Source organism: Cryobacterium arcticum (assembly GCF_003185895.1).
GTDB classification, from domain to species: domain Bacteria; phylum Actinomycetota; class Actinomycetes; order Actinomycetales; family Microbacteriaceae; genus Cryobacterium; species Cryobacterium arcticum.
Window position 1 is genome coordinate 17,850 of record NZ_QHLY01000003.1, and the last position, 15,559, is coordinate 33,408.

The following is a 15,559-nucleotide window of genomic DNA, read 5'->3' on the forward strand; positions in this document are numbered from 1 at the left end:
ATCCGGCTCCCTACCGTCGAACTCGTAGAGGCGGGATCCTCCCTGCCACCGGACTGGAGTATCGATGTTTGTCACCTATCTGCGACGAGAACTGGCAGGTCGCCGCAAGCAGACCGCCATTGTCGCCATCGGCATGGCGCTTGCCATCGCCCTGGTCATTATCGTGAACGCCGTCTCGAGCGGCGTGCAGCTCGCGCAATCGACGGTGCTCGCCTCCGTCTACGGCGTCGGCACCGACATCACCGTCAGCGAGACCCCGGCCGCCCCGACAGAGGGCGAAGCGGGTGCCAATGGGCCGCAGAACTTCGACTTCGGCGCCGAGGACGGCGCCACCACCGACGGCACCACCACCGTCAGCCAGGCTCGCCTCTCGGTGGACCGCGCCACCACCTCCTTCGACTCTGCCGCCCTCGACACCGTCAGCGGCATCGACAACGTCACGGCCGCCGCCGCCACCCTCTCGCTGAGCAACACCACCTTCGACGGCGCCCTGCCGGAGCGCTCAACCACAGACACCGGCACCATGCCGACCGGTGACGACGCCGCAGCCGGCGGCACCCCGCCCAGCGGCGGCCCGGACGGCGCCGGCGGCAGCTCGTTCAGCGTCGATTCCTTCACCGTGCTCGGCCTGGACCCGGCCGATGAAGCGGTCGGACCTCTCTCCGCGGTGACCCTCACCGACGGCCGCAGCCTGGAGAGATCCGATGCGGGCACCAACGTGGCCGTGCTCGACGCCAGCTACGCCACCACCGCCGAGCTCGTCGTGGGCGACACCGTCGCCATCGCCGGCACCGACTTCACCGTCGTCGGCCTGGTCACCGCCTCCAGCGCGGATGCCGCCACCGCGTCGAACGTGTACATCCCGCTGGATGTCGCCCAGACTCTCTCCGGCCTTGACGCCCAGGTCACCGACATCTACGTGCAGGCCGCCTCGTCGACCGACATCGACCAGATCCAGACCGACATCGAAGCCGCATTGCCCGACAGCACCGTCAAGACCCAGGCCGACCTCGCCTCCAGCGTCTCCGGGTCGCTCTCCAGCGCCTCCGACCTGGTCAAGAACCTCGGCCTCTGGCTCTCGTTGATCGTGCTCGCCGCCGCGTTCCTGATCGCCATCCTGTTCACCATCTCCGGCGTCACCCGTCGCACCCGCGAATTCGGCACCCTCAAGGCGATCGGCTGGTCGAACGGCAAGATCGTGCGCCAGGTCGCCGGCGAGTCCCTCGTGCAGGGCCTGATCGGCGGTGTCGTCGGCATTGCCGTCGGCCTCATCGGCATCCTCGTGATCAACCTGGTGGCGCCGACCCTCACGGCCGGATCGGCCACCACCGAGGCTGCGGGAGCCATGGGCGGGCCCGGCGGCGGTTTCGGCCAGGCGGCGGTCGAGGCCACTACTTCCGACATCGTCTTGCAGGTTCCGGTGACCCTGTCGGTCATCCTCATCGCGGTCGGCCTGGCCGTGGTCGGCGGCCTGCTGGCCGGCGCCATCGGCGGCTGGCGTGCCTCGCGCCTCCGCCCCGCCGAAGCGCTCCGCAGCATCGCCTGACCCAGTCGTTTCTCCCTACGTCAAGAAAGAACCACTATGTATCAGCTGACGAATGTCACGAAGAAATACGACCAGGGCAAGCGCTCGGTGACGGCCCTGAACAAGGTCACCCTGTCGATTCCCGATGGCCAGATGGTCGCCATCCAGGGACCGACCGGGGGCGGCAAGTCCACCCTCCTGCAGATGCTGGGCGCGCTGGACCGGCCCACGGAGGGCACCGTCGAACTCGGCACGTCCAACCTCTCCAAGCTCGGCGACGGACCGCTCGGCAAGATCCGGGCGCAGGAGATCGGGTTCGTGTTCCAGGGCTTCAACCTCATTCCCACCCTTACCGCGCAGGAGAACGTGGAGACCGCGCTCGCGCCGCTGGGCATCCCGGCTGCCGAACGCACCGCCAGGGCCACGGCGGCCCTGGCTTCGGTCGGCCTCGGCGAGCGCGGCAGCCACCTGCCGGCCGAGCTCTCCGGCGGGCAGCAGCAGCGGGTGGCGATCGCCCGAGCCCTGGTGAAGGAACCGGCCGTGCTCCTGGCCGACGAACCCACCGGCAACCTGGACGAACAGACCAGGGACGAGATCATGGAATTGCTCGAGGGGCTCTGGCGTGACCGCGGCCTCACCCTGATCGTGGTCACCCATGACAGCGCCGTGGCGAAGCGGGCGCAGCGACGCCTGCTGATCAAGCAGGGTGTGGTCAAGGAGATCAGCTAGCTCCGCCGCACGCGGATTCCCCGACGGTGTCGGCGGCTGCCCGGCGGGGTGTCCGCCGGCACCGTCGACACGGAGCAGAATGGAGGACGTGCCCCATTCTCTGCTCTCCCTCTTCGATCTGGAGGAGCAGACTCCCCTCGCCCCGGTGTCGCCGCCCGCTCCGGCCCCGGTGACCGCACAATCGGCGCACCTCGGTCGCATCGTGGCCGACTCCACTGACCGGGTCGCCTGGCTGCGCGCCCGCAGCCAGGGCATCACCGCCACGGATGTCGCCAAGCTCGCCACCGAGAAATCGGTGCATGCCGCGGCCAGGGAGAAGATCAACGGCAGCGGCTTCGGCGGCAACCCGTACACCGACCACGGCCGGGCCAGGGAACCGGAGATCGCGGCCTGGGTGCTGGCGAACTACGGCATCGAACCGAGCACCAACCTCTTCCACGCCGCCGACCAACGCCGGCACCTGGCCACGCCCGATGGGCTCGGCCTCGCCACGAACGGCGTCTTCGAACTCGCCGAAATCAAGACCACGAGCAAACCGTGGCGCAGCATCCCCCGCTCGTACCTGAGGCAGATCTGGTGGCAGCAGTACGTACTCGGCGCCGACCGCACCCTGCTGGTGTGGGAGGAACACGACAACTTCGTGCCCCGCTCGGCCGTGCCGGAGTGCCGGTGGATCGACCGGGACGACGACCAGATCAGCATCCTGGTGGGCTTCGCCGACCAGCTGATCGACCTGCTCAACCACCAGCGCGAGCGTGAACGCGCCGACGCGCCGCCGCCCTACGACTACGGTCGCTGACGCCTCGCACCCCATCTGATTCCGTTCGACCGAAATAAGTCGACCGGTGTGATTAGATTGTCCAATGATCGACATAAGTCGTGGAGATGGCCTCGGCTCCTCCGGCACGAGTGACCTGTTCCAGATCCTTCGCGACGGTCGCTCACGCACGCGCACCGAGTTGGCCACCCTCACCGGCCTCGCCCGGTCCACCATCGCCCTGCGCATCGACTCGCTGGTCAAGCTCGGCCTCGTCGGCCCGACCGCTGATGCCCCCTCCACCGGTGGCCGGCCGTCGTCCCAGGTCGCCCTGGCCACCGGCATGAAGATCGTGCTCGGCGTGGACATCGGCGCCTCCCACGTGCGCATCGCGGTCAGCGACCTCACCGGGCGGCCGTTGCACGAGACCAGCGCCGCGATCGCCGTCGCCGACGGGCCGGACGCCGTTCTGGCCTGGGTGATCGGGGCCGGCGATGCGCTGCTGCGCGATTCCGGCCGACCGGCCGGCGACCTGCTCGCGATCGGCGTCGGCCTGCCCGGCCCGGTCGAGTACAGCAGCGGCCGCCCGATCAACCCACCGATCATGCCCGGCTGGGACCGCTTCGACGTGCGCGGCACCCTCGAGGCGCATTTCCACGTTCCGGTGCTCGTCGACAACGACGTGAACATCATGGCGCTGGGCGAACGTGAGACCGCCTGGCCGGAGGTGGACCATCTCATCTTCGTCAAGGTCGCCACCGGCATCGGTTCCGGTGTGATCTCCGGCGGCATCCTGCAGCGCGGCGCCCAGGGCATCGCCGGCGACATCGGGCACGTGCAGGTGCCGCGCGGCGCCGACGTGCCCTGCCACTGCGGCAATCGCGGCTGCCTGGAGGCGTTGGCGTCCGGGCCGGCCCTGGCGGCCCAGCTGCGGGACCGCGGCCTGATGGTCACGACCAACCAGGATGTGGTCGACCTCGTCAAGCGCGGCAACCTCGAAGCGATCCAGGCCGTGCGGCAGGCCGGCCGGGATCTGGGCGAGGTGCTCACGGCCTGCGTCAGCCTGGTCAACCCATCGGTGATCGTGATCGGCGGCTCGATGGCGCAGGCCGGGGAGCACCTGATCGCCGGGGTGCGCGAAGTGGTCTACACCCGCTCCATGCCCCTGGCCACCCAACACCTGCAGATCACCCAGTCCGGAGCCGGCCTCGACGCCGCCGTGATCGGAGCGAGCATGCTGGCCATCCACCACGCCCTCTCCCCGGCCCGAATCGACGCCATGGTGCTCGACCTGATGGAGACCGCGGCCCTGGCGAAATAGCCCGGTCCGCGCCGCTCAGCGGCTGCTGAACGCCGCATCGAACGACGCACTCGGCGATTCGAACGCCAGCGACCGAACGAACTGCAGAGCCTCCGGCGCCCCGATCAGCCGGTCCATACCGGCGTCCTCCCACTCCACCGACAGCGGGCCGTCGTAGCCGATGGTGTTGAGCATCCGGAAGCTGTCTTCCCACGGCACATCGCCGTGGCCGGTGGAGATGAAGTCCCACCCCCGGCGCGGGTCCGCCCAGGCCAGGTGCGAACCCAAACGGCCGTTCCGCCCGTTCACCATGCGCTTCTTGGTGTCCTTGCAGTCCACGTGGTAGATCCGGTCCTTGAAATCCCAGAGGAACCCGACCGGGTCGAGGTCCTGCCAAACGAAGTGGCTCGGATCCCAGTTGAGACCGAACGCCTCCCGGTGACCGATCGCCTCCAGGGTGCGCACGGTGGTCCAATAGTCGTAGGCGATCTCGCTGGGGTGCACCTCGTGCGCGAAACGCACGCCGACCTCGTCGAAGACGTCGAGGATCGGGTTCCACCGGTCGGCGAAGTCCTGGTAGCCGGCGTCGATCGCCTCCTGCGACACCGGCGGGAACATGGCCACATACTTCCAGATCGAGGAGCCGGTGAAACCGATCACGGTCTTCACCCCGAGCTTCGCGGCCAGCCGGGCGGTGTGCTTCATCTCCTCCGCGGCCCGCTGCCGCACCCCTTCCGGGTCGCCGTCACCCCAGACCACGTCGGGCAGTATGTCGCGGTGCCGCTGGTCGATCGGGTCGTCGCACACCGCCTGGCCCTTGAGGTGGTTGGAGATTGCGTAGACCTTGAGGTCGTACTTCGCCAGGATCGCCAGGCGGTCGGCGACATAGGCCTCGTCGTCCCAGCGCCAGGGATCCAGGTGGTCACCCCAGCAGGCGATCTCCAGGCCGTCGTATCCCCACCCCGACGCCAGCCTGGCCACTTCTTCGAAGGGGAGGTCGGCCCACTGGCCGGTGAACAGGGTGACGGGACGGGGCATCGTGAATCTCCTGGGGCTCGGTGAAACGTGAACGGGGCGAGTCGAGGTCAGTGTGCAGGGGTTACTGCCGCCCGGCAAGGGCGGGGTCGGTGGTCGGGGTCCAGGCGCTGCCGGTAGCGGCGCTCTGTTCAACCGCGGCGAGCACCCGCTGCACCTGCAGGCCGGCCGCGAAGGACGGTTCCGGCTGGGTGCCGGCCACGACGCCCTCCACAAAGTCCTTCGCCTGGTGGGAGAAGCCGTGCTCGTAACCGAGCATGTGGCCGGCCGGCCACCAGGCGGCGAGGTAGGGATGTTCAGGCTCGGTGACCAGGATGCGGGTGAAGCCCTGTGTTCCCGCCGGCGCCGTGGCGTCGTAGACGTCGAGGGCGTTGAGATCTTCCAGGTCGAACGACACCGCGCCCCGGGACCCGGCGACCTCGATCCGCAGGGCGTTCTTGCGACCGGTCGACATACGGGTGGCCTCGAACGAGCCGAGCGCGCCGCCCTCGAACCGGCCGGTGAACAGGGCGACGTCATCCACGGTCACGGTGCCGCGCTCGGTGCCGGCGATTCCGCCGAGACCGGCCGCGCTGGCCAGGATCGGCCGCTCCCGCACGAAGGTCTCCAGCACGCCGCTCACGCTGGTGAGCCGCTGCCCGGTGATGAACTGGGCCAGGTCGATCGCGTGGGCGCCGATGTCACCGAGCGCGCCGGAGCCGGCCAGGTCTTTCTGCAGCCGCCAGGCCAGCGGCACCTCCGGATCGACCAGCCAGTCCTGCAGGTAGGCGGCGCGCACCTGGCGGATCTCACCGACGGCACCCGCTGCAACCATGTCGCGGGCCAGGGTGGCCGCCGGCACCCGGCGGTAGGTGAAGCCCACCATCGCGAACACACCGTTCTGGGCGGCGCGCGCGGCGGCCTCCGCCATCGCCGCGGCTTCGTCGGCCGTGTTGGCCAGCGGCTTCTCGCAGAGAACGTGCTTGCCGGCGGCGAGCGCTGCCAGGGCGATCTCCACGTGGCTGTGCCCCGGGGTGACGATGTCGATGATGTCGATGTCGTCCCGGGCGACGGCGTCACGCCAGTCGATGCTGGTCTCGGCCCAGCCCCACTTGTCGGCGGCCGCTCGTGTGGTCTCCGCGTTCCGGCCCACCAGAAGGGTCATCTCCGGTCGGGCCGGGAGGTCGAAGAACCGCGGCGCGACCCGCCAGCCCTGGGAGTGGGCCGCTCCCATGAAGCCGTGGCCGATCATGGCGATGCGAAGGCTGGGAGTGTCCACGGGTCCTCTTTCCTTTGGACAAACGAGTCAGAAAATGCACACGGGTATTACGCGAAGGGGTGGTGACGGATGCCCGCGGCCGAAACCGCGGGCATCCGTTGGGTCAGGACTCGAACGCGCTCGGCAGGTACTTGTCGACGTTCTCGCTCGTGACGACGGGGGCGTTCAGCACGACCCGGCTGGGCACCTCCACCTCGACGAGGTCGCTCATCGCCTTCTCCTGCACCAGCAGCCGGGCGAGCCGGACGCCGTCTGCGGCCTGGGTGGACGGGTAGATGACCGTTGCCTTCAGCACGCTGTCGCCGGACTGGATCTCCCGCATGGCGTTCGCCGAGCCGGCGCCGCCGACCATGATGAACTCGTCGCGCCCGGCGGCGTCGATGGCCGCGAGCACCCCGATTCCCTGGTCGTCGTCGTGGTTCCACAGGGCGTCGATCTGCGGTGCCGCCGACAGGAGCTGGGAGGCCGCAGCCTCGCCGCCCTGCACGGTGAAGTCGGCCGCGACCCGGTTCGAGACCGACAGACCGCAGTCATCCAGGGCGTCAGCGAAACCACGGCTGCGGTCCTGGGTCAGCGGCAGCGAGTCGATGCCGGCGATCTCGGCGACGACGGCGTCGGGGTTGTCACCGACCTCTTCACAGATGTAGGTTCCGGCGCTCACTCCCATGCCGTAGTTGTCGCCGAGAACGGTGGTGCGGGCCGCGAAGGTGCTGGAGAACTCGCGGTCGACGTTGATCACCGGGATGCCGGCCTCCATCGCCTGGATAGCCACCTCGGTCAGGGCCGCGCCGTCGGTGGGCAGCAGCACGATGGCGTCGACGCCGTCGTTGATGAAGCCCTCCACCTGGCTGATCTGCAGGTTGGCGTCGTTGGTGCCTTCGGCCACCCGCAGGTCGATGTCGGGGTACTTCTCGGCTTCGGCGATCGCTGCCGAGTTGATCGCGCCCAACCAGCCGTGGTCGGCGGCAGGGCCGGAGAAGCCGATGACAACGGTGTCCCCGGACTCGGCGTTGCCTTCAAGTGAAGCGGCGCTGGGCGCGTCGCTGGTTTCGGTGGTGGTGCCGGGGGTGCAGGCAGCCAACAGACCGACCATGGCGAGTGACGTGCCGGCGGCCAGGAGCATCTTGTGGCGCCTGGTGCGTAGTGCATGCATGTGGTCCTCCTAATTGGGAAATCGCAGGGTTCGCCAACGAAGAGGTGTGCACAATTCCGGGCGAGGGTGCATCCCGGTTGCCTGTCAACGCTGACGGACCACACACTAGCAGAAGTATCGTCAAGATCGGCGACTTATTCTCGTGCGTCGACGTATGTATGTGTTATGTTGCCTGCATGATCGATGACGACCATTCGGCTCCCCTGCTCAGGGTGCACGGAATCACCAAGAGTTTCGCCGGGGTGCAGGCACTCAAGGGAGTCGACCTGGAGGTGCGCGCGGCCGAGGTGCATTGTGTGCTCGGCCAGAACGGCGCCGGCAAGTCCACCCTGATCAAGGTGCTCTCTGGGGTACACCAACCCGATGGCGGGGTCATCGAGTGGCAGGGCGAACAGATCAGCATCGCGCATCCGGTGGCTGCTCTCGGCCTCGGCATCGCCACGATGTACCAGGAGCTCGACGTGGTCGACGGCCTGACCATCGCCGAGAACATCTTCCTCGGCCACGAACGCTCCGCCGGCGGGATGCTCAAGGTGGCGGAAGCCAACCGGGCCACCCGCGAACTGCTGTTGCGGCTCGGCCACGGCAATCTGTCGCCCAGCACCGAGGTGGGCCGGCTCTCCGCGGCGAACAAGCAGATCGTGAGCATGGCACGGGCGCTCTCGCACGACACCAAGCTGATCATCATGGACGAACCCAGCGCCGTGCTCGATTCCGAGGAGGTGCGCAACCTGTTCCGGGTCATCCGCGAACTCACCTCGCAGGGGGTGGCCGTGGTCTACATCTCGCACCGGCTCGAGGAGATCCGGCAGATCGGCGACCGGATCACGGTGATCAAAGACGGCCGCAGCATGGCCGTCGGCCTGAGTGCCAGGGAGACGCCGACACCCGACCTCATCACCCTGATGACCGGTCGGGCGGTCGCGAACGTCTTTCCCGCCCGGGTACCGGTGCCCGCGGATGCGCCGGTGCTGATCGACGTGAGCGACCTCACCCTGCGCGGCCAGTTCACCAACGTGAGCCTGAGCGTGCGCGCCGGTGAGATCGTCGGCCTGGCCGGACTGGTGGGGTCTGGCCGCTCCGAGATTCTCGAGACCATCTACGGCGCCCGCAAGGCGTCCGGCGGGCAGGTGAGCGTCGGTGGCACCCGGCTGAAGCCCGGCTCCGTGCGATCGGCCGTGCACGCCGGTATTGGGCTGGCGCCGGAGGAACGCAAGAGCCAGGGGCTCATCCTCGACGAGCCGGTCTACCGCAACGTCACCCTGTCCACCTTCGCCCGGTTCGCCCGCGGCGGGTTCCTCGACGAGCGCCGCGAACGGCAGGTCTCGCTGGAGCAGATGCAGGCCCTGGAATTACGGCCGGCCGTGCCGGAGCGGACAACCCGCACCCTGTCCGGCGGCAACCAGCAGAAGGTACTCCTGGCCCGCTGGCTCGTGCACGGCACCAAGGTACTGCTGCTGGACGAACCGACCCGGGGTGTCGACGTGGGCGCACGGGCTGAGATCTACGCCCTCATCCGCCAACTCGCTGCCGCCGGCACCGCCATCATCCTGGTCTCCAGCGAGATCGAGGAAGTCATCGGCCTGGCCGACCGGGTGCTGGTCATCGGCGACGGCGAAGTCCTCAGCACCACCTACGCGCACGACATCGACGAGCGCGGCGTGCTCGACCTGGTCATGAAAGGAGCTGCAGCGTGAGCGAACAGCAGACAGTGCCGGCCGGACCGGCCAGCACCAACCCCCCGGCCGCAGCGGAGGAACGCCCCGGCGTGGTCCGCAGAATCCTCAGCGGATCGGCCGGCCGCAACCTCGGCCTGGTGATCGCGCTGGTGCTGCTGGTGATCGTGGGCACGATCACCGCCGGCGACCGTTTCGCCAGCTACGACAACTTCCTCACCATCCTCCGCCTCGCCTCGATCATCGGCGTGATCAGTATCGGCCTCACCTTCGTGATCACCGCCGGCGGTATCGACCTCTCGGTCGGGTCGGTGATGGGGTTGGCGACAGTGGTCGCCAGCCTCGCCGCCGTGCAGGCCGCCGCGACCCAGAGCTCCTGGCTGCTGATGGTGTTGATCCCGATCGGGGTGGGCGTCGCGGCCGGGTTGATCAACGGGATCGTGATCGCGTACGGCAACGTCGTGGCCTTCATGGCCACCCTGGCCATGCTCGTGGCCGCGCGCGGGCTGGCCGAGCTCATCTCCGGCCGCCGCACCCAGATCGTGATCGAGACCGGGTTCCTGCAGTTCACCCGCTCGAGCATCATCGGGGTTCCCCTGCTGATCTGGATCTTCCTGGTCGTGGCGATCGTGGCCTGGTTCCTGCTCAACCGCACCACCTTCGGCCGGCGCACCGTCGCCATCGGCGGCAACCGGGAAGCCTCCCGGCTGGCCGGCATCCGGGTGAAACGCCACCTGGTCTACGTCTACGTGCTCAGCGGGTTGACCGCCGGCATCGCGGGCATCATGATGCTCGGCCGCACCACCGCGGGAACCTCTACCCACGGCACCCTCTACGAGCTCGACGCCATCGCCGCCGTCGTGGTGGGCGGCACCCTGCTGATCGGCGGGCGCGGCACCATCGTGGGCACCGTGCTGGGCGTGCTGATCTTCAGCACTCTCACCAACGTGTTCACCCAGAACAATCTGGACACCTCGGTGCAGGCCATCACCAAGGGCCTGATCATCGTGATCGCGGTGCTGCTGCAGCAGCGCTTCGCCACCCGCGGTTCCTCGGGGAACTGACCGGTGCGGCGGGCCGGCGAGCGGAGTCCGTCGACAGGCGCCACCGTTTCGGGCGACTGTCGGCATCGTGCCGCAGAATAAGCACATGCCACTTTCTCCGGTTCTGCCTCCCAGCATGCGCGCCCTCGTGATCGACCGCACCGGCGGCCCGGAGGAACTGCACCTCACCGACCTGCCGCTGCCCGTCGCCGTCAGCGACGAACTGCTGGTGCGGGTCGTCGCCGCCGGCATCAACCCCATCGACGCCAAGACCAGGGCCGGCTCCGGCGCCGCCGCCGCGATCGGCGGCTACCCGGTGGTGCTCGGCAACGACTTCAGCGGCATCGTGGTGCGCGCCCCCTACGACACCTTCCCGCTGCAGCCCGGCGACGCCGTCTACGGCATGGCCCGGACGCCGCGCATCGCGGGCACGTACGCCGAGTACGTCACGGTGTCGAGCCTGTCGGTGGCCAAGAAGCCCGCCGCGGTGAGCCACACCGAAGCCGCCGGCATCCCGCTGGCCGCGATGACAGCGTGGGGCATGGTGACGCTGGCGCAGGCCGCGCCCGGGCAGCGGATGCTCGTGCACGCCGGCAGCGGCGGCGTCGGCCACTTCGCGGTGCAGTTCGCCCGGCACTTCGGCGCGCACGTGATCGCCACCGGGTCCACCGCATCCGTCGAGTTCCTGCACCGGCTCGGCGCACACGAGGTGATCGACTACAGCACCACCCGGTTCGACGCAGAACTGCGAGACATCGACAGCGTCATCGACCTGATCGGCAATGTGCACGATCAGACCGGCACCCGGTCGCTCACCGTGCTGCGTCCCGGCGGCCTGCTCGTGAACGCCCCCACCGGCAGCTGGCCCAGCATGCAGCAGGAGGCCGCCGCCGCCGGTGTGCGCGCCACCGGCTACAAGGTGCCCGCCGACGCGCGGGTGCTCGACGCGATTACCGCCCTGATCGACAACGGCACTGTGCGGGTGAACATCGACCAGGTCTTCGACCTCGCCGACGGCGCCGCCGCGCACCGAGCCCTCGAGGGCGGCCACACCAGGGGCAAGATCGTGCTGCGCGTCTCCGACGCCGAGCAGGATGCCGCCGGCACGAGCGACCCGGAGGCCGCCGCCGCCGGCCAGGCCGAGAGCGCCGCGTGAGCACCAGCCCCGATCCATCCACCCCGGCCGCCCCGGCCCGCCCGGACGGCCCGTCGCTGGTCTGGCTGCGCGACGACCTGCGGCTGGGCGACAATCCGGCACTCACCGCCGCGGTCGAACGCGGCCGCCCGGTGCTCCTGGTCTACCTGCTCGACGAGGTCTCCCCCGGCATCCGTCCACTCGGTGGCGCCGCCCGCTGGTGGCTGCACCAGAGCCTGGCCTCGCTCGCGACCGACACCGCCGGCCTCGGCGGCCGGCTACTGCTGCGGCGCGGCGCGGCCGGCGACGTGATCCCCGGCCTGGTCGACGAACTCGGCGCCGACGCAGTGTTCTGGAACCGGCGCTACGGCGTCGCCGAGCGCGAAGTCGACACCGCGGTGAAGACCCGGCTCACCGATGCCGGCATCGTCGCGCACAGCTTCGCGGGATCGCTCCTGTTCGAACCGTGGACAATCAAGACCGGCGGCGGCACCCCATACACCGTGTTCACCCCGTTCTGGCGGGCCTGCACCAGCGGTCCGCCGCCTCGGGCACCGTACTCGGCCCCGGACGCCCTCGACGGTGCCGGCGACGACCTGCCGAGCGACGAGTTGGAGTCCTGGCAGCTGGAGCCCCGGCATCCGGATTGGGCCGACGGCCTGCGGGCGGCCTGGACCGTCGGCGAGGCGGCCGCGCAGCAGAGCCTTGCCGCCTTCCTCGACGAGTCGCTGCCGGTCTACGGCACCGAGCGCGACCAACCCGCCCAGCAGGTCACCTCCCGGTTGTCTCCGCACCTGCGCTGGGGCGAGATCAGCCCGCACCAGGTGTGGCACGCCACCGACGTCGCCCGCCGAGGTCTCACCGGCGCGGCGGCCACCAGCGCCACCCGGTTCCTCACCGAGGTGGGCTGGCGGGAGTTCGCCTATCACGTGCTCTTCCACGCACCGGATCTGGCCACGGCGAACCTGCGCCGCGATTTCGACGCCTTCCCCTGGCCGCCGCTGGACACCCGGGCGCTCCAGGCCTGGCAGCAGGGCCGCACCGGCTTCCGGCTGGTGGACGCCGGCATGCGAGAACTGTGGCGCACCGGCAGCATGCACAACCGGGTGCGCATGGTCACGGCGTCGTTCCTGATCAAGAACCTGCTCATCGACTGGCGCCAGGGCGAGCAATGGTTCTGGGACACCCTCGTCGACGCCGACCCGGCCAGCAACCCGTTCGGCTGGCAGTGGGTGGCCGGTTCCGGCGCGGATGCCGCACCGTATTTCCGGGTGTTCAACCCCGATCTGCAGGCGGCCAAGTTCGACCCGCACGACGAGTACGTGCGGCAGAACGTGCCGGAGTGGGGCACCGCGGATTACCCGGCGCCGCTCGTCGACCTCGGCGAAACCCGCCGTGCCGCCCTGGCCGCCTTCGACCAGGTCAAGGCCGCCCGCCCACCCCGCGAACCGTGACCTAAGCCCCCAAAACTCGAGATTTCTGGGGCTTTTCTCTCAGCTCGCGGGCTAGAGGGGGCGCTCGAGCACGTAGTCGTCTTCGAGGCGGTCGCCCACCTGGAAGTGCTTCACCCCGACCCGGGTGAAGCCCGCCTTGCCGTAGAACCGCAGGGCGCGTTCGTTCTCTTCGTTGACGCCGAGCCAGGAGCCGGCCGCGCCCCGCGACCTGGCGGCGTGGAGCGTGGCGGCCATGAGCGCCGCGGCGGTGCCGGTGCCGTGCGCTTCGGCGCGCACGTAGCACTTGCTCAGTTCCGCGGTGGGGCGGATGCGGATCGCGGCGGCGGCATCCGCGTCGTGGGGTTCGCCGAACACCAGCATGGTGTAGCCGGTGAGCGTGCCGGCGTCGCCTTCGGCCACGAGCAGGAGCTTGTTCGGGTCGGCGAGGAAGGCCTCGAAGTTCGCCTCGGCCAGCACGTCGCGCAAGAACGCGGCGATCGCGTCAGCGGTGGTGTGCGGCGGGCAGGCCAACGCGAAGGTCGCGGCGGCCAGCTCGGCCAGGGCCGCGGCCTCATCGGTCCGGGCGGGGCGTACCCGCACCGTGGCGGGCTGGGCGGAGAGCGTTTCGGTCACGTTCCAGCTTCACATTTCGGCGGCGGGCACGCAATCGGCCCCGTCGGGAATCGACGGGGCCGATCTGGGGTGCAGGCGGCTATAGGTAGCGGGCGTAGGCGGCGACGGTGAGGAAGGTGGGGAACTCGGGTTCGAGCGCCGCGGCCTGGAACACCTCCCGCGCGTCGGCGAACCTGTCGCCGGGAGTGCGCGGCAGCGCGGCCAGCTCCTCGGCGACCACACCGGCCACCCAGTCGGCGTCGATCGTGCGGCCCTCGGCGGTGACGGTGCCCTGGTGGATCCACTGCCACACCTGCGAGCGGGAGATCTCCGCGGTGGCGGCGTCCTCCATCAGGTTGTCGATCGCGGCCGCTCCCACCCCGCGCAGCCAGGACTCGATGTACCGCAGGGCGATGCGCACGTTGTCGCGCACACCGGCCTCGGTGACCTGGCCGCCGGCCGAGGCCACGTCGAGCAGGTCGGCGGCGGCGACGCTGACGTCGTCGCGGGTGCGCTCCAGCTGGTTGGGCCGGTGGCCGAGCACGGCGTCGAACTCGGCCCGCGCCGTGGGGATGAGGTCCGGATGCGCCACCCAGGTGCCGTCGAAGCCATCGCCGGCCTCGCGGCGCTTGTCGGCGGCGACCTGCTCGAGGGCTCGTCCGGTGACCCCCGGGTCGCGCCGGTTGGGGATGAAGGCGCTCATGCCGCCGATGGCATATGCGCCGCGACGGTGGCAGGTGGCCACGAGCAGCTCGGTGTATGAGCGCATGAACGGCACGGTCATGGTGATCTCCCGGCGGTCCGGCAACACGAACCGGGCGCCCCGGGCCCGGAAGGTCTTAATGATGCTGAAGATGTAGTCCCACCGGCCGGCGTTCAGGCCGGCGCAGTGGTCGCGCAGCTCATAGAGGATCTCCTCCATTTCGAACGCGGCCTGGATGGTTTCGATCAGCACGGTGGCGCGGATGGTGCCGTGCCCGAGGTCGAGGTGGTCCTCGGTGTGGCTGAAGATGTCGTTCCACAGCCGGGCCTCGAGGTGGGTCTCGAGCTTGGGCAGGTAGAAGTACGGGCCGCTGCCGTTCTGCACCAGCATGTGGGCGTTGTGGAAGGCGTAGAGGCCGAAGTCGACCAGGCTGCCCGAGGCGGGCATCCGCCGGTTGGCCCGGTCGACGAAGGTGAGGTTCTTCTCCACCAGGTGCCAGCCGCGCGGGCGCATGACGATGGTCGGGGTGGAACCCGGCGCCGCACCGCCCAACCGGTCGGAGGGCGCCCCGGTGACCCGGTAGGCCTTGCCGTCCGGCCCGTCGTACGACAGGGTGCCGCGCACGGCATCGTGCAGGGTGAGCTGGCCCTCGATCACGTTCGCCCAGGTGGGGCTGGTGGCGTCTTCCTGATCGGCCAGCCACACTGCCGCGCCGGAGTTGAGCGCGTTGATGGCCATCTTGCGGTCGGTCGGCCCGGTGATCTCCACCCGCCGGTCGGTGAGCCCGGGGCCCGGGCCGGTCACCCGCCAGGACGGGTCGTCGCGGATGTGCGCGGTTTCGGGCAGGAACCGGGGGTCGCGGCCGTTCGCCGCGTCCACCCGGGTCTGCAGCCGGGCGGCCAGCAGGTCGTGCCGCGTGCCGGCGAACCGGTCGTGCAGTTCGGCGAGGAACTCGAGCGCCGCCGGGGTGAGGATCTCGTCGTAGCGGTCGCCGAGCGCCCCGGTGATCTCGAAGTGGGGGCGGATGGTGGCGAAGCTGCCGGTGCTCGTCTCCCCGAACGCCCGCCCGGCGGTCGAGCCAGGCACGGCGGTCGAGCCAGGCACGGCGGTCGAGCTTGTCGAGACCCGGTGAGCAGTGCCGGGAGCGGTGGACAGTGGTGGTGTGTTCATGATCGGTTTCTCCTTGTCAGCAAATGCGAA

13 protein-coding genes are annotated in these 15,559 nt (G+C 69.7%); 8 read left to right on the top strand and 5 right to left on the bottom strand.

Going from position 1 to position 15,559, the window contains the following annotated elements:
* Positions 1–64: 64 nt before the first annotated feature.
* The 4 genes from CTB96_RS00155 to CTB96_RS00170 all read left to right on the top strand — a co-directional run bounded on the left by CTB96_RS00155 (position 65) and on the right by CTB96_RS00170 (position 4,332).
* Positions 65–1,546, top strand: a complete 1,482-nt coding sequence (locus CTB96_RS00155; RefSeq protein ID WP_110124892.1) for an ABC transporter permease — start codon at positions 65–67, stop codon at positions 1,544–1,546.
* A 36-nt stretch (positions 1,547–1,582) separates the two neighbouring features.
* A complete protein-coding gene (locus CTB96_RS00160; RefSeq protein ID WP_110124893.1) occupies positions 1,583–2,254 on the top strand; it encodes an ABC transporter ATP-binding protein in 672 nt (223 codons plus the stop codon).
* Positions 2,255–2,399: 145 nt separating this feature from the next.
* Entirely contained in the window at positions 2,400–3,053 is a 654-nt protein-coding gene (locus tag CTB96_RS00165) for a YqaJ viral recombinase family protein (RefSeq protein WP_248283143.1), read from the top strand.
* Between the two features lie 64 nt (positions 3,054–3,117).
* Complete coding sequence (locus CTB96_RS00170; protein WP_110124895.1) at positions 3,118–4,332, top strand: ROK family transcriptional regulator; 1,215 nt, start codon at positions 3,118–3,120, stop codon at positions 4,330–4,332.
* 15 nt (positions 4,333–4,347) lie between these two features.
* On the opposite strand, the gene CTB96_RS00175 is transcribed toward CTB96_RS00170, so the two are convergent.
* The 3 genes from CTB96_RS00175 to CTB96_RS00185 all read right to left on the bottom strand — a co-directional run bounded on the left by CTB96_RS00175 (position 4,348) and on the right by CTB96_RS00185 (position 7,757).
* Positions 4,348–5,349, bottom strand: a complete 1,002-nt coding sequence (locus tag CTB96_RS00175) for a sugar phosphate isomerase/epimerase family protein (protein WP_110124896.1) — start codon at positions 5,347–5,349, stop codon at positions 4,348–4,350.
* Between the two features lie 61 nt (positions 5,350–5,410).
* Entirely contained in the window at positions 5,411–6,577 is a 1,167-nt protein-coding gene (locus tag CTB96_RS00180) for a Gfo/Idh/MocA family protein (RefSeq protein ID WP_110124997.1), read from the bottom strand.
* Positions 6,578–6,707: 130 nt separating this feature from the next.
* Complete coding sequence (locus tag CTB96_RS00185; RefSeq protein ID WP_110124897.1) at positions 6,708–7,757, bottom strand: substrate-binding domain-containing protein; 1,050 nt, start codon at positions 7,755–7,757, stop codon at positions 6,708–6,710.
* A 176-nt stretch (positions 7,758–7,933) separates the two neighbouring features.
* On the opposite strand from CTB96_RS00185, the gene CTB96_RS00190 reads away from it, so the two are divergent.
* From CTB96_RS00190 to CTB96_RS00205, 4 genes are all read left to right on the top strand, one after another.
* Entirely contained in the window at positions 7,934–9,454 is a 1,521-nt protein-coding gene (locus tag CTB96_RS00190; protein WP_110124898.1) for a sugar ABC transporter ATP-binding protein, read from the top strand.
* On the top strand, positions 9,451–10,497 hold the full coding sequence (locus CTB96_RS00195; protein WP_110124899.1) for an ABC transporter permease: 1,047 nt from the start codon (positions 9,451–9,453) through the stop codon (positions 10,495–10,497). The genes CTB96_RS00190 and CTB96_RS00195 overlap by 4 nt, the downstream gene beginning before the upstream one ends.
* Before the next feature lie 85 nt (positions 10,498–10,582).
* On the top strand, positions 10,583–11,632 hold the full coding sequence (locus CTB96_RS00200) for an NADP-dependent oxidoreductase (protein ID WP_427846457.1): 1,050 nt from the start codon (positions 10,583–10,585) through the stop codon (positions 11,630–11,632).
* On the top strand, positions 11,629–13,065 hold the full coding sequence (locus CTB96_RS00205; protein ID WP_110124900.1) for a cryptochrome/photolyase family protein: 1,437 nt from the start codon (positions 11,629–11,631) through the stop codon (positions 13,063–13,065). The genes CTB96_RS00200 and CTB96_RS00205 overlap by 4 nt, the downstream gene beginning before the upstream one ends.
* 51 nt (positions 13,066–13,116) lie before the next feature.
* Here the strand turns inward: CTB96_RS00205 and CTB96_RS00210 are convergent, their stop codons facing one another.
* Positions 13,117–13,677 (bottom strand): GNAT family N-acetyltransferase, encoded by a 561-nt coding sequence (locus tag CTB96_RS00210; RefSeq protein WP_110124901.1) that lies wholly within the window; start codon positions 13,675–13,677, stop codon positions 13,117–13,119.
* Between the two features lie 79 nt (positions 13,678–13,756).
* Positions 13,757–15,529 (bottom strand): malate synthase A, encoded by a 1,773-nt coding sequence (gene aceB, locus CTB96_RS00215; protein WP_110124902.1) that lies wholly within the window; start codon positions 15,527–15,529, stop codon positions 13,757–13,759.
* Positions 15,530–15,559: the final 30 nt, after the last annotated feature.

What these genes read in the sequence shown, in the direction of transcription:
- CTB96_RS00155 (WP_110124892.1), top strand. Translation starts at nt 65, where the DNA reads ATGTTTGTCACCTATCTGCGACGAGAACTGGCAGGTCGCCGCAAGCAG.
- CTB96_RS00160 (WP_110124893.1), top strand. Translation starts at nt 1,583, where the DNA reads ATGTATCAGCTGACGAATGTCACGAAGAAATACGACCAGGGCAAGCGC.
- CTB96_RS00170 (WP_110124895.1), top strand. Translation starts at nt 3,118, where the DNA reads ATGATCGACATAAGTCGTGGAGATGGCCTCGGCTCCTCCGGCACGAGT.
- CTB96_RS00175 (WP_110124896.1), bottom strand. Translation starts at nt 5,349, where the DNA reads ATGCCCCGTCCCGTCACCCTGTTCACCGGCCAGTGGGCCGACCTCCCC.
- CTB96_RS00180 (WP_110124997.1), bottom strand. Translation starts at nt 6,577, where the DNA reads ATGATCGGCCACGGCTTCATGGGAGCGGCCCACTCCCAGGGCTGGCGG.
- CTB96_RS00185 (WP_110124897.1), bottom strand. Translation starts at nt 7,757, where the DNA reads ATGCATGCACTACGCACCAGGCGCCACAAGATGCTCCTGGCCGCCGGC.
- CTB96_RS00190 (WP_110124898.1), top strand. Translation starts at nt 7,934, where the DNA reads ATGATCGATGACGACCATTCGGCTCCCCTGCTCAGGGTGCACGGAATC.
- CTB96_RS00200 (WP_427846457.1), top strand. Translation starts at nt 10,583, where the DNA reads ATGCCACTTTCTCCGGTTCTGCCTCCCAGCATGCGCGCCCTCGTGATC.
- aceB (WP_110124902.1), bottom strand. Translation starts at nt 15,529, where the DNA reads ATGAACACACCACCACTGTCCACCGCTCCCGGCACTGCTCACCGGGTC.